8 protein-coding genes are annotated in these 14,344 nt (G+C 49.8%); 3 read left to right on the top strand and 5 right to left on the bottom strand.

The annotated features are described in order from the left end of the window. Positions 1–88: 88 nt before the first annotated feature. From CWB98_RS17345 to CWB98_RS17330, 4 genes are all read right to left on the bottom strand, one after another. Positions 89–2,482, bottom strand: coding sequence for an ABC transporter permease (locus tag CWB98_RS17345; RefSeq protein WP_138546002.1), 2,394 nt, complete (start codon positions 2,480–2,482; stop codon positions 89–91). Between the two features lie 14 nt (positions 2,483–2,496). Next, positions 2,497–3,213 (bottom strand): ABC transporter ATP-binding protein, encoded by a 717-nt coding sequence (locus CWB98_RS17340; protein WP_171045692.1) that lies wholly within the window; start codon positions 3,211–3,213, stop codon positions 2,497–2,499. A 55-nt stretch (positions 3,214–3,268) separates the two neighbouring features. After that, positions 3,269–4,513 (bottom strand): efflux RND transporter periplasmic adaptor subunit, encoded by a 1,245-nt coding sequence (locus CWB98_RS17335; RefSeq protein ID WP_138546001.1) that lies wholly within the window; start codon positions 4,511–4,513, stop codon positions 3,269–3,271. A gap of 311 nt (positions 4,514–4,824) precedes the next feature. Next, complete coding sequence (locus CWB98_RS17330) at positions 4,825–6,954, bottom strand: calcium-binding protein (RefSeq protein ID WP_138546000.1); 2,130 nt, start codon at positions 6,952–6,954, stop codon at positions 4,825–4,827. A gap of 597 nt (positions 6,955–7,551) precedes the next feature. Here CWB98_RS17330 and CWB98_RS17325 point away from each other — a divergent pair. The 3 genes from CWB98_RS17325 to CWB98_RS17320 all read left to right on the top strand — a co-directional run bounded on the left by CWB98_RS17325 (position 7,552) and on the right by CWB98_RS17320 (position 11,266). Next, on the top strand, positions 7,552–7,884 hold the full coding sequence (locus CWB98_RS17325; RefSeq protein WP_054016108.1) for a helix-turn-helix transcriptional regulator: 333 nt from the start codon (positions 7,552–7,554) through the stop codon (positions 7,882–7,884). 507 nt (positions 7,885–8,391) lie between these two features. After that, complete coding sequence (locus tag CWB98_RS24650; protein WP_283241215.1) at positions 8,392–8,526, top strand: hypothetical protein; 135 nt, start codon at positions 8,392–8,394, stop codon at positions 8,524–8,526. 907 nt (positions 8,527–9,433) lie between these two features. Beyond that, complete coding sequence (locus CWB98_RS17320; RefSeq protein ID WP_138545999.1) at positions 9,434–11,266, top strand: PKD domain-containing protein; 1,833 nt, start codon at positions 9,434–9,436, stop codon at positions 11,264–11,266. 127 nt (positions 11,267–11,393) lie between these two features. On the opposite strand, the gene CWB98_RS17315 is transcribed toward CWB98_RS17320, so the two are convergent. After that, entirely contained in the window at positions 11,394–14,252 is a 2,859-nt protein-coding gene (locus CWB98_RS17315; protein ID WP_249364709.1) for a TolB family protein, read from the bottom strand. Positions 14,253–14,344 lie beyond the last annotated feature (92 nt).

The raw sequence follows: 14,344 nt of genomic DNA, 5'->3' as shown, positions 1-14,344 counted from the left end.
GACTTTACCTATTGATATTTTCCTACCTGCTATCTTACCAATATACTGACGTTCAATAACGTGACATTTGTAAGAATCTGTTACTAATTCAGAGAAAACTTTTCAGTTGACCTTTAGTATGGTGGTAGTCCAAAAATAAAACCATAAAAAACATAAAAGTAACTGCAATGACAAAGCTTACAGCCAACCCCAGCAATGCCACGCCGAGCAACCAGCACAATGAATAAAGTAACAAAAAAGAAACAAAGGAAACAGGTATGACCTTATAGACTCGACCAATTAGCTGCTCTGTCATTAATGTGCCCGCCTTCGCACCGAGTTGCCACTTTATTTGCCATACCGGTTTGTGCAGCAAAGCCAGATAACCCAGTAACCCATACAGACCCACCCCGACGAGCAATATCATGAGCATGCTCAATGCGATACCTGTGTAGGCGCTTAACCTGGCCGACTTGCTCATAGCATGCGACTGCTGGGTCAGATCCACGACCTGAAATACACTTTGTGTATTATCTTGTACGCGAAGTAACGCATTCAGATCAGATTTGGTCAGTTTTTGACCGGGCGCCAGTCTGACCGTCAGATTGGTAACAAAGAAGTTATGCGGCAAGTAAACAATGTCTGGGGTGCCTAAAGCAGGGGAGTAAATATCAGCAACAATAGCCTGTAACCTCACAGGGCGCTGATTACGTGAATACAAGGTGGTGCCAATATCTTCGAGCGTTAGGCCCAGTTTAGTTGCCAGACTCAGCGTGAGGATCACGGCCTCAGCAGGCGCATCCAGGGTGAGCTGCTGTGCACTGAACTCACTGCCCGCAAGTATATTTTGCCCGACGGTTGCGAAATAGCCCTCTCCACTCCACTGTCCAAAAGCAGTTAACTGCTGTGCAGAATCGGGGTTAGTCCCTATAGGCTCAACCCAGGACATCTCCAGAGGATGATTCGCTGAAAGGCTCACCGCTGCTATCTGGGGCTGTGTTAGCAGGGCTTCAATATTGGCCTCGCTAAGCTGACGTCTGGCTCGCGCTTTTTGTTCGCTACGCTCAAAGTCCAGCTGTTGTAACTGTACGTGTAACAGGCCATGGTCATCAAACCCCTGAGCAGTATTCATCTGTGTTCCATAATGGCTTAACAACCAGATACTGAAGCACAAGACCACTGTTCCTACCGTCAACTGGCCATTAACCAGCAACAGGCTGAGCCAACCAGGCAACTGCCTCGCCTGACCTTTGCCTGAGCCGCTGAGCTGCTGCCTCAAGCCTCGCAAATCAACAAACAGAAAGACACTTCGGGCGAACCCCCAGGCCAGGCCTAAAGCCACCAGCCACATTACCAGATACTCAAACCATGATATATCCAGCCAGGTAATACTCCCCAGTACGGTATGGCCCCAGTACTTCACCAGTGCCAGCAGTAGCGGCGCTAACACGGTTGCGACCAGGGCTGACAGCGTAAATAAGGCTGTTGCATGCATCAGCACCTGACGAAATAAACGAGACTGGCGAGCACCGAGTGCCAGATGCAGCGCCAGTTGTGACTGACGGCTCTTGAAGTCCAGTAAATATAAAGCGAACAAATTACACAGTGTCACTACAATAACACCCACCGCTGCGCCGAGTAACCAGCGCCCGGTTTCCTGAAGCGCACCTTTGAGCTTAATCGTGAGCGGACGAAGCGTCAGTATCAGCTTTGTCTCCCCAAAACCATATTGTTTTGCCAGTTCATTGACCTGTTCGCCGAGTATCTGAGCCTGCTCCTGCAATGCTGCACTGGCCTGTGGCAAGGTCCGGCCAACCAGCATCACATTATTGCGGATCGCCATATGCGCAAAGGGCGTCATGTCAGTTGCGGTATGACTAAAAAAAGGTAAGAACACATCGCTTTGTTGCGCAGCCCGAAGGAGCTCAGGCTCCTGACTGGTTTCAGCGAGAATACCCACCACCTGAAACCGCCGGTCGTCGAGTTGAAGTATCTGCCCCGAAGCTTTTTGCGTTGACAAATACTCGCGGGCAAAACGCGCACTGACAACGGCCTGGGCCACGCTTTGCGCCTGCTGTCCCTGTATAGCTGATGCCGAAAAGAAATGTCCACTTTGCAGTGGCATCGCAAATAATGAAAAGAAACCAGGCTCAACCAAAGCAGCTGAAATACGAGGCTGCTTTGCATGATTGAGGTATAGCATATCGGTGTAAAATACCGGGGAAGACATCTCGAATAAATCCGGTGTGCGGTGCAAGGTCCATGCTGCGGGCGCGGACAAAGATGCACTCAACGTGGTTTCGCCGTGCTCATTAAACAATGTCCCTTCGACCCAGGTAAGTCGCCCAGGTTCATCATAAGGCAAAGGACCATGAGCCTGCCAGGAGACAACTCCGGCAACCAGCAAAGCCGTCATAGCACTGGACAGTAAGGTGACAAAGACCAAGGTCATTCGCCAGCGGTGATATAGTGCCTGCAGTGCATCCTGAAGATCTGACCACATATCGTCGCGCTCCCTCAGGCAATCGTCATATGTGCTGCATCACGCGTATGGCTGCTGCCCACGATTTCACCGTCGAGCAAGCGGATCTGCCGAGGCGCCATATCAGCATACCTGGGGTCATGCGTCACCATACAAATGGTGGTACCCTGTTGATGTAACTGTGCAATCAGCGCCATCACCGCGTCTCCGCTTTTAGAATCCAGGTTACCCGTAGGTTCATCTACCAACAAAATACTGGGGTTGGCCACTAATGCCCGGGCAATGGCCACACGCTGCTGCTGACCACCAGAAAGCTGATCGGGCTTGTGAGAGGCGCGATGTGACAGCCCCACTTTTTCCAGACAAGTGTGCACCGCATGCTGCACTGCCTCGCGCGACATTTTCTCGCTACTATAACGCAATGGCAATGCAACATTATCGAATACCGACAATTCATCTATCAGATTAAAAGACTGAAAAATAAAGCCGATATGACGGTTTCTTAATTCTGCTGCCTGATCTGCGGTTAGGGTACCGACCTCAGTGCCCTGGATTAGGTATTGTCCATCACTGGCTTCATCCAACAAACCCATGATAGAGAGCAAGGTAGATTTACCACACCCCGAGGGGCCTGATATGGAAACAAACTCCCCTTCATCTATTGTCAGGCTTACCTGTCTTAGTGCATGGGTTTGCAATTCTTCGGTTTCAAACACTTTGCTGATGTGCTTCATTTCTATTATATGTGTCATATTTTCCCCGCTGACAAACCGGCACCCCATTGTGCCATATTTGACCCTTAAAACCTTAATCCAGTGTGACTTGCACGCCCTGCTGCGCCAGATTACTCAGATCGGAAATAATCAGGCGCTCATCCTGCTCGACCCCCTGTTCAATCACCATAAAGCGACCGGCCGTTGCCCCAAAACGCACAGTTTTAAGCTCGGTCGAACCATCCTGCGATAACTTGTATAGCTGGGCTGTTTGTTGTTCACGGACATTCGCCGGGCGACGGATATACAGCGTCTGATCCAGTTTTGCCACAGTAATGCTTGCATCAATGCTCAGCATAGGCCGGGCTGCTTTCGGCAGCGCCTGAGGTAACCCCACTTCCACCTTAACACTGTTATCAACCACCACTGGATCGATGCGGCCTACCGTGCCATTAACAAGCTGGTCGCGGATCCGCACTGTCACAGCCTGACCCGGTGCAACTTTTTGTACCTGAGATTGCGGTACTCGCAGCTCGGCGAGCAAATGTGTCTGACTGCCAATCAAGGCGGTTTCGTCGCCCACACTCAGTCGCTGACCTACCGCCAGCGGCATACGCTCCAAAATACCCGCAACGGGCGCCGTGATCGTCAGTGCAGCTAACCTAGCACGGCTGCGCGCCAGCTCCTGGCGTCGGATAACAATACGTTGCGATGCCAGCTGCTGCGCACTGGCATGAAGCTTTTTTAGCTGCTCCAGGCGCTGTTGAGCGCTTTGCATTTGCCGAGTCAGATTGGCAACACGTGACTGAGTCTGGGCAAATGCCAGTTGTGAAATGATCCCTTTCTCAGCAAGCCCTTGCTCAGCCTGCTGCCGTAATCGGGCTGTTGCTAAGTCTCCGGTCAGTTTATCCAGAAGCGTTTGTTCACTGAGAAACTCCCGCTGCTGATTGAGTGTGAGCTGCTGCAGTGCCATATCACTGTCCTGCAAAGCCTGTTGTGCCTGCGCAACCGCCAGTGACAGATCCGGGTTATCGAGCGTTGCAATAACCTCTCCGACGGATACCGATGCCCCCGCTTTTAGGTGGATCTGTTTCACCACAGCATCACTGTCGGCAGTGATCAAATGCTGCTCCGCACTGCGCAGTACACCAAAGCTATCGACGCCAATCGCCAGCGGTCCGTATTCCACTGTCGCTATCAACACTTCGTGACGCCCCAGCCGGGTGTTCTGATCGCTGGGACCAGCCAGCCACACACTCAGCGCAAAAAGAACGGGCACCAGAGCCCACATCCAACGATGCCAACGGTTGGTGGGTTTTGGCGGTTTAATTAGATCCATATTTCGCTCCGGATACTGTTACTCTGCATCCGTATGAGCCAATTTCATGCCAAAATTTAATATTTAAATTTCAATAACTTATAAAGTTTGAAATAAGTGTTTTGACAGATCCGGACGGTTTTTCCGGAATTGAAAAGCCCCACGGCTCTGGTGCTGCACAATGAACTGAAATAAGTTGAGCGGTAGCGGGAATGGAAAAAATAGGGAAGTCATACTGACTCCCCTAGGTCTCGGGCTTAGATGGCCTTGTCACGGGCCATTAATGATTAGAATCGCTGCTGATACTTGCTCTAAGTGTTACAGCGGCAGTCTTACTGTAAGTCGTACACACTCTTACTACGATTGTTCAGCCAGGCTTCAAAGGTATCTTCGTCGACCAGATCAGCGATACGGCCTTTGAACTCACTGTAGCCTTTTTCATTGTAAAACTGCTTCAGTCTGAGTACTTCTTCGTGACGTGACGACATGCCACTACCGGCTTTACGCACCGCACGGTCAAAGTAGCCTGATCTATGTTTGGCACTGCTCACGTAGCCGCTGATGTCACGATCGTTCCACTCATTGTAGATTAAGTCGTTACCACTGCCACCGGTGCCGGATGGGATCTCATCACCCCGTACAAACAGAATATCGCCGCCACCGCCGCCATACAGACCAATATCTGAGTAGGTCGAAATTGCCGCTAAGAAGTCTTTGCTGCCGCCGCCGCTGAGTTCACAATGACCGCGTTCACAGACCAGAATGTCCTGCCCGCTGCCACCCCAGGATTTGGCACGGTTACCCCATGAGCCGCCACCGGAATCGACAATGATATCGGCGCCTGAGTTACCAGACAGACGGTCTTTGTTACCATCATTACCAAAGATGATATCTTCCCCGTCACCCCCTGAAATGTTGTCGCCATCCCGGTTACCAAACAACACATCGTTGCCGTTTTCACCTTTAATGTCGTCTGCACCATCATTGTTGTAACCGCTGATGCGTACGCGATGCACCACACCATCGTGATCAGTCTCAATCTCAGAGCCACCGGCAACCCAGTCGTTACCGTCGCCTGCGCGGATCTTATCTTTACCGTCACCACCAAAGATCAGGTCATTACCACGACCAGTCTGGATGGTGTCATTGCCATTGAGGCCATACACTGTCATATCGCGACCAACGCCGGTTGCCGACAGGGTATCGTTGCCATTTGATAACTGCACCTCAACTTCTTCTACGGCGTTACTGAATGCACAATGCTGATAGCCTGCCGAATAAGCAAACACATACTCATCATGCTCTTCCACAAACAGGGCAAGATTGCTGTCGAGCGCGCGTAGTTTCCACACCCCATTGTTCAGCTCATTGTCGAAACTGCCGGTCTGCATATGACAACGCGCGTATGCGGCAGTCAGACTGTCTGGTACATTACCCACTGGCGTACAGGAATATTGCTCGATGCCACTGATATTACTCTGGATACTGCCGGTTGACCCTTCCGTCAGACAGTCCATGCCTGTGCCACCGTCTACTTTCTCATAGTCGCCATAAGTGTAAATAATGTCATCGCCTTTACCGGCATACACATAATCCACTTTATTACCGGTTAAGATGGTGTCATTACCGTCACCACCATATACCAGCTGATGCCAGTTCAGCGCTGTACCGTCGTATTCTTCACCGTTGTCAGCCAGATTGACCTGAAAACCATTGTGATTACTCACATCGAAGGTTTCACAGCTGCCAGCGTAATAGACGGTTACCAGGGCATCGTCGCCTTCGGCGGTCAGCTTCTCACCACTTACATTCGGTGATACCGACAGGTAATTCATGTACGGGTTTAAGGAGTTATCATCGGCAACGGCTATTTTTGAACGGTCCAGGCCTTCACAACTGGCCGGTGCATAGTTAGCACAACTGGTTGCCTCCACGTTTTCGAAGCGGCTCTGGATCGTGCCTTCATCCCCTTCTTCAACACAGTCTGCGCCGGCGCCGCCATCCACGCGCTCATAGTCTCTAAACGTATGGATCTGGTCATTACCGCCGTTTCCATACACGTAATCAACTTTATTGCCGGTGAGAATGGTGTCGTTCCCTTCACCACCATAAACCTGTTGATGAAAATCCAGGTTCGCACCATTGTAATATTCACCGCTGTCCGGCAGGTTCACGTGTAGCCCGTTATAGCTACTGCCGTTAAGCACTTCACAGCGGCCATCGTACGAGACCACAATAGAATTCTGGGTTCCCCTCACGGTCAGCGCGGTATCAGCCAGCTTGGGGCTCAGTGCCAGATAAATCATATATTGATTTTCAACATGCTCACCGATGTCTATCTGGGTTCGGTCCAGGCCATTACAATAGGTGCCTGGTGCAGCCAGTCGCGTGGCAAGCGCGTTGTTTGGCAGTAAAGTCAGCGAAAGCGCCGCTGCCAGGAGTGCCTTTTGATAAACCACCATGTTAGTCTCCATGAGTTAAGTAAAGATTTGCGCAAAGAAATCTGGATGGTGGAATTTATAAGCCACAATTGTGCAATGACTATGGACTCAGACTGGGTAATAAGGATGAGTTTTACTGCCAACAAAGCAGGTAAGAGCACAGACCAGCATACCGCATTGGCTAGATGAAACTGCCTGAATAATAAAAACAAGCAAGCCAAAAGTGAAAAAGCTAAACCCAAAAAATGTGACGTTTAATTCACACCGAGCCCCGACATACGGGGAGTTGAAAAAGCTTCATCGTACGGTAACGCACAACATACATCTTAATCTGTTTACATAATAAAACCTATGCACTATGAATGCATTCATAAAGTTTCAATAATGTATGGGCTAACCAGGCAAAGACTCTTATCTAACAAAGCCTTTATAATTCATGATTTTTACCTAAAATCATATCACTTACACGCACTTTGGTTGCGTCGCGATAAAAATTTTCGGGTACAAATCAACCCTTTAACACTTTACATTTTTTAAACAGCTGTTAAATTACACTGAGTATAATAATAAGCAACAAAATGTAACTTCACTGTTTTAATATTCATATACGGATGTACAATGAATACACGTCAACGATTGAACTGGCTAAACAGCGCCCGACGGGACATTCAGGCGTCACTGCGTAGTCTGCGAATACAACAAAAAATGTCGCAAGCCGAGCTGGCTAAAAAAATGTCCGTCCCGGTCGACCAATCCACTATCTCAAACTGGGAAAGTGGTAAAACCATTATGGACCTGGAACAGCTGCTGGATATTCTGATGATCTTCGGCAAAGACTGGAAAAGCTTTTTTGGTTTTTTAGCCGATAACGCCGAAAAAAGAACAACAAAAAAACCATTACAGACAAAACCACCTATGGAACCAAAAGCAGAAGACAAGGGAGAAGACTGATGCATGTTGTAGAAATGGTACTCTCTTCAGTCCTAATAATTGGTCTTGTTTTAGCTTGGAGGGATTATAACGCAAGGTGGTTATTTATTTTACTTGGTTTATTTCAAGTATTAGAGGCAACCACTAAGCCAATAACCATACAATGGACTTTGCACTATTACCTCTGGTGTGCCGTACTTAGCGTCATACTCCTTGCAATGATTTTATTTAGAGGCCTTATCGCTGAGAAGGTATATAATTTTACAAAAATAGAGTACTTTAAACGTACCAGAGAAAGTTACGCCCTAACAATCCCCGAGTGCGCTTTTTGTTTTCTGATTTTCGTTTCCTCTGTTTTCTGTTTGCTCGCTTGGCTAGAAATACTACTATATTATTATAAGATAGTTAGTTACCCAGTTATATACCACCATTTATGGGTTCCAACCTTATACACTTTGCATATTTTAGAGGCACTGGCACTTATTACTTTTATTACTCGAATTATCAGACCCAAAGGAGCTCTCAACTATGAAAAAAATTGAAAGTAATTTATTACGCCATATTAAAGGTGGAGTCGGCGGAGATCCTGACAGACCTGTTTTGCCAGCGAGGACCACCATAAGCCCACCACCTATAGGGAAGAAATTATCTTTAAGTGACTAGCATTATTGGATTTATTAATCTGTTCATGAATAATGGGAGCATCGCCGTTACCGAAGGCTTCACTCCGAACTAACCAAAAGCACACTGCAATTTTAAATGAGTAAAAGAGCGGGTGATACCAGTAAGTGAATAAAAATAACTAAGTACACATTTAGTTATTCTAAATTATGAATTGATTCATGACAGAAGATATATTACTGCTCGGTACTGACGTTGGGCTGTTTCGTATCAAATGCGGATAACGGCTCGATGTTGTCGTCGGGCTGTGCTCGTATCAAGTACGGCATGCCGGCCTGACATGCTTGCTATATAAGCTTCCGTGCCGGACAGTGCGGGAAGCTAGATGGAACGAAATAGAAAGCGCTCCCCGACGTTCTCGTAAACGTATCCATCGCCTCTGACAGCCACACCACAACGCTCAGCATGAGTGCGCTTTTGTCTCACTTATCTACCAGACAGCCGGTTTGATGCCACGACGTGCAATCCCGGCTGCTCACCCCTCTTAGTTATTACTTCAGCATTACACCCTATTGGCGCCTTCTAACACACATTGTAAATTAGCCGTTAAATTTTATATTTTGCATCTATCAAACCCGGCTGACGGTATGACTGAGCATTCGAAGCAGCAAACTGCCGACATTATGTAAGAATTGACGGTGAATACGTCCCCATTTTAGCTAAAAAAGAGACAAATACGGGAAATATTGCAGCCAGGAATAAAAATTTTCGCCCCCGATTGTACGAAATAACGGCGTTTAACAGCGCAGTGGAGACTCACCTGGTTAAATTTTTATTATCACTTTCTTTACAAAAATAATATTTATGATTACCTTTGTACCTGTGCGAAATTTATTCAATAACTTTTTATTCTAAAAAATCATTCAACAACAAGTGAAAAGGAACAGCAATGAAACTAACCTATCTTGTCTCTGCGCTAGGCTTACTCTCAACCGCAGCACTGGCACAAAACACCGCGCCACTCACAGAAGCACAAATGCTGCAATATACCAGTAAGGCTAACAAAACCATCATTGGTGCACGTGCCGACGCAAACCTGTCTCTCTCTCAGGAATTTGCGACCATGAGCAGCACGGGCAATGCAGTGATCACCCGCACCATTACGCACCCGGATGCTAGCTACATCAAACTACACTTTAAAAATGTGAATCTGGCAAATGGTGGCAAGCTGGTTGTACGTTCAAAAGACGGCAGCGAGCGTTACGAGTATACCGAAGCGAATATGCGTGCCGCGACGGTCAATGCCAAACTGGGCGATGACGGCGTTAGCAGCTTCTCTGCAATGTCAATTTCTGCAGATACCGCTGTCGTTGAATACACACCGGGTACAGCGTCAAACTCCACCCTGATGTCTGCACAAACCATTGCACCTGCTGTGATTGATTTTTATGACCATGGCATTGAAAACACGCCTATGCTGGAAACCATGAACGCATCAACAGATGTGGGCATTGAGTCAACTTGTGGTGTGAATGAGCGCCGCGACGTACAGTGCTGGGCAGGGTCAAACCCAACTGAGTTTGAGCGTTCACGCCCGGTTGCCCGCCTGCTGATGAATGGTAGCGGCCTGTGTACTGGCTGGCGTGTTGGCCCGGACAACCGCATGTTCACCAACGAACACTGTGTGGGTTCTGCCTCTGAACTGGCCAACACTGAGGTGTGGTTTAACTACCAGCACACCAGCTGTAATGGCTCAAACCTTGAGACCGTGGTCAAAGTAACCGGTAAAGACTTCCTGTCTTCTGACTACACGCTGGACTACACCCTGTTCACCATCAATGAATTCAACAAAGCACAGCCATTTGGCTACTTTGGTCTGGACGTACGTGATGCAACGCAAGGCGAGCGTATCTACATTCCTCAGCACGGTGCGGGTAACCCGAAAGAGCTGGCTATCGAATCAGATCAGAACAGCAACGGCCTGTGTCAGGCAGATGTTGTTACAGCAAATGGTCGTGGCACAGGAACCGACATGGGCTACTACTGTGACACCATCGGTGGTTCTTCAGGTTCACCGGTTCTGGCAGCTGCCAGCAACAAAGTCATTGCCTTGCACCACTTTGGTGGCTGTACTAACCAGGGCGTTAAGATCAGCAAGATCTGGCCTGAGGTATCAAGCCACTTCAATGGCATCCCGGATGGCGACAATAACAGCGACCCAATGCCTATCGCTGACTTCACGTCCAGCTGTACAGAACTGGCTTGTAGCTTTGATGGCAGCGCCTCAAGCTCACCAAATGGGTCAATTTCTCAGTACGAGTGGAGCTATGGTGACAGCGGCACTGGTTTTGGTGCGACAGCCAGCCACACCTATGCAGCTGCAGGTAACTACAGCGTTTCACTGACTGTCACCGATAACTCGGGTGCAACTGCAACCGTGACTAAGCAAGTGCCTGTATACGGCCCAGGTGGTGAAGATCAGCTGCAAAAGGGCGTTGCCAGAACAGACCTATCTGGTGCTCGTGGCGAAATTACTTACTTCTACTTCGACGTACCAGCGGGTGCAACCAACATCACCTTCGATATTTCAGGTGGCAGCGGTGATGCGGATCTGTATGTACGTAAAGGTGAGCAACCAACCACCTCGACCTATGACTGTCGTCCTTACCGTTGGGGTAACACTGAAAACTGTACCCGTAATGACGGTGCAGGCCGCTACTGGGTTGGCATTCGTGCTTACAACGCCTACTCAGGTCTGAGTCTGGTTGCAGATTACCAATAATCCCACTGACTATTTTTCTCCCTAAAAAGGCAGCGAAAGCTGCCTTTTTGTTTATCCGGGATCAGCGCCGCACTGCCGCATTGAAAAGGCAGCACACCCCGTAAGTCAGCCCATGCAAGATAACCGTTTACAACGCATACCACAGTCCCAGCCAGGCACGCAGATCATCCTCTGCCAGATCACTCTCAACCCGGGCAACACCCAAATCAAAGCGCAGATCGGTAACACCAGCCGGAGCGAACCAGTTTGCCCATCCCAGTGCCTGTTGGCTCAGATCAATTTGCCACTTCACACCGTAACTGATCGCGCTGCGCTGACCATCAAATCGGTGTTGCTTCATAAAGAACCTGGGCTGATTTAGCGCCCAGCTCGTCGCCAACTCATAGCCGTAATAATGTCGGCCAGAAGCAAACTGGAACGGCAACTCCGGGCTAAGTACCAGATCGCTGCGTGTGCGACCGCTCAAAATATTGTTATCGAATCCGCCCAGACGCAGTGACTGCGACTCACGGTACTGAGACTGTACGCCAGCAAACCACGGCCAGTTCCAGACCTTACCAAACCCTTGCCAGTCATAGCCATGGCCCTTGGCATCGCCACTGAGTATGCCGGCTTTGACGCGATAACCAAGCGCAAAATCCTGTCGATAGCTGTGCCACCCTTGTTCTAGTCCACTCCATTGTGTGGTTATGGCATCCCGGCCCCGATCATCGAAATGGATAAGGGCCACAAACGGCGATACCGACCAGGTGCCTGAGCGCCATTCGTAGGCCAAACGACCACTCACCGCACTGCCTGTGAGTTTTATCTGCTCTGCCTGCGCATGCTGCCGGAGGCTGTCAAAGCGATAGTCGCTCAGGTACGCATCAAAGCGCCAGTCACCGGCGCGATAACGTAACGCGGCAAAGCTGCCGTCCAGCACATTGTCGCCGCTTTGAGCCAGGCCCAATTGCCAGGATAAGTGCTGGAGCAGATCGCTGCCTTTGACCCCGACACTCAGTAACTCGCTGACCGCACTGCTGGCCTGCAGCGACAATGTCGCAGAGGCATCTTGCGTCAGCCATTGGTACTCGCTCTGCGTGATGTCCGCGCCCTCGCTCACATAAATTTGTGCATCGGGCAGTACAAGGGCATCAGTTTTGCCAAGTGGTACAGCCGCACTACTGCTGAGTTTAGTCACAGGCAGCTCGCTGATCTGGTCATCCAGTTCATGCAACCGGGTCCCTGAAGGTGTGCTGTGCAAGTACAGTAGCGGTGCATTTTCACGCGGCAGTAGTTGCTCGAATACGGCCTGGCCATTTGCGACCTGATACAAGGTATCGTGCTGCAAGTCGTAACGATATACACCCACCTCACCGTGCAGACCGGCAATAAAATAAAGCCCCTGGCCTTGATGCTGCCAGACCGGCGCTGTCAGATACTGATACCCCTCAGGCATAGGAACTGTGCGTACTTCAGCGCTTTGCATATCTTGTATATACAACTGCCAATTACCATTTAGCGTGGTTTTAAGGTACGCCAGCTGCCGTTTATCGGGCGCCAGCTGCGGATAGTCATAGACGGTACCCAGGTCGCGGGCAAACAGCGGCGTTACCGTATTGCTGCTGATATCCACCCGTACCAGTTCAGAAAACCCACTGCGCACTTGCTCTGCATACAGGGTGTCTGTATCCAACAGTGCAAAGCGCCTTATCCCAAGTGACTGGGTTAACCGGGTAACGGCACCACTTGGTATATGCCAGCGATACAGATCGTTAATCCGGTTGTCCCGGACTTCATCGACCCGGGCACGCGCCACAAAGTATAACGTGTCTTTATCGGCCCATTGCGGATACAGAATGCCAGAAAAATCGCTGGCTGCCAGTTGTGCTACCAGCTCACGTTTAAAGACCTCAGGCGGTTTGTCGGCAATGTCTGCCGGATCGGCCGCCAGTAAGGCCTGCTGGGTTTCATTAAAGGCTTTTTTTGCTTCTTCATTGTCTTCAGTTTTATACACTCTGAGCCAGATCTCTCCTTCCAGATTGCGCTCGGTCATGGCAATTTGCTGTCCATCTGGCGACAGCACCGCGTTACTCGCCGCAAAATCAGGCTCAAACCACAATGGGCTGTTTAGCAGGGCCAGATCGCGCTCCTGCGTCATCGCCTGGTATGTGAACTCAGCAATAAAGCGCCGATAAAGCTGACCTGCACTTTGTCCGAAAACCCCTTTGAAAGCCGATTCAAAATTGCGTTTTTGAACCCCGTGTACGCGGGTCCAGACCGCATCCAGCGTTTCTTTGCCATGGTTGTCTTCAAGCCAGGCCAGAAACCGCACCCCCAGTAAATAAGCCATTGCACCGGAACGGTAGCTGCCGTCGCCATTATTCAGTGCGCCATACGACAACAATGCGCCCTGACGGGCAAAAGCGCGCAGCAGTGCTTCGCTGTAGTTGTCATAGAGCCGCCCCCGGCCGGTCAGTCGCGACTCCAGCAACGTGGCATACCCTTCAGCGACCCAGCGCGGCAACACCGCACTGGACAGATCATAGATATCAAACCAGTCACGCAGATGCTGTCGCCACTGGCTGCGACTGGGCTGAGATAAGTGCACCAGGTGAATGTATTCATGGAGGATAAGCAACTGCTGCCAGCCCGGGCTGTTTGCAATCACCGAGTCTGATTGAGGCGGTGTGGTAAATAACGCCATCAAAGGCGTGTCTGTACTCGGCAGTGCAAAGCCATTGGCACCATTGATGGGATCAAACACCACGACATCGGCTATGCTGTCCAGTGCCCGGCCCTGTTGCTGCAAAACCAGCGTTCTGACCAGCTCTAACTCGACAGCGGCTGAGCGCGCCCAATCCTGTTGTGCAGGCGTATAGTGTACCCTGAAATGTTCAGTGTGCAGGGTCTGCCAGTCCCCGGCACGTACCAGTGTGGTATAAAAAAGCAGTAAAAACGCGCCGCACAGTAACGCAGCGGGTGAGTTCATCAATCGCACAGCCATTCTCATCCTCGATGAAGTGATCCGAATCAGGACCTAGTATGGCAAATAATGTGCTTGAAAATCAGCGGGGATTTATCTTTTGAAACACTTTT

The sequence above is a fragment of the Pseudoalteromonas rubra genome, assembly GCF_005887115.1.
In the GTDB taxonomy this organism is placed as follows: domain Bacteria; phylum Pseudomonadota; class Gammaproteobacteria; order Enterobacterales; family Alteromonadaceae; genus Pseudoalteromonas; species Pseudoalteromonas rubra_F.
This window is presented reverse-complemented; position numbering and strand designations above follow the sequence as displayed.

What these genes read in the sequence shown, in the direction of transcription:
- CWB98_RS17345 (WP_138546002.1), bottom strand. Translation starts at nt 2,482, where the DNA reads ATGTGGTCAGATCTTCAGGATGCACTGCAGGCACTATATCACCGCTGG.
- CWB98_RS17330 (WP_138546000.1), bottom strand. Translation starts at nt 6,954, where the DNA reads ATGGTGGTTTATCAAAAGGCACTCCTGGCAGCGGCGCTTTCGCTGACT.
- CWB98_RS17315 (WP_249364709.1), bottom strand. Translation starts at nt 14,252, where the DNA reads ATGGCTGTGCGATTGATGAACTCACCCGCTGCGTTACTGTGCGGCGCG.
- CWB98_RS24650 (WP_283241215.1), top strand. Translation starts at nt 8,392, where the DNA reads ATGAAAAAAATTGAAAGTAATTTATTACGCCATATTAAAGGTGGAGTC.
- CWB98_RS17335 (WP_138546001.1), bottom strand. Translation starts at nt 4,513, where the DNA reads ATGGATCTAATTAAACCGCCAAAACCCACCAACCGTTGGCATCGTTGG.
- CWB98_RS17340 (WP_171045692.1), bottom strand. Translation starts at nt 3,213, where the DNA reads ATGACACATATAATAGAAATGAAGCACATCAGCAAAGTGTTTGAAACC.
- CWB98_RS17325 (WP_054016108.1), top strand. Translation starts at nt 7,552, where the DNA reads ATGAATACACGTCAACGATTGAACTGGCTAAACAGCGCCCGACGGGAC.
- CWB98_RS17320 (WP_138545999.1), top strand. Translation starts at nt 9,434, where the DNA reads ATGAAACTAACCTATCTTGTCTCTGCGCTAGGCTTACTCTCAACCGCA.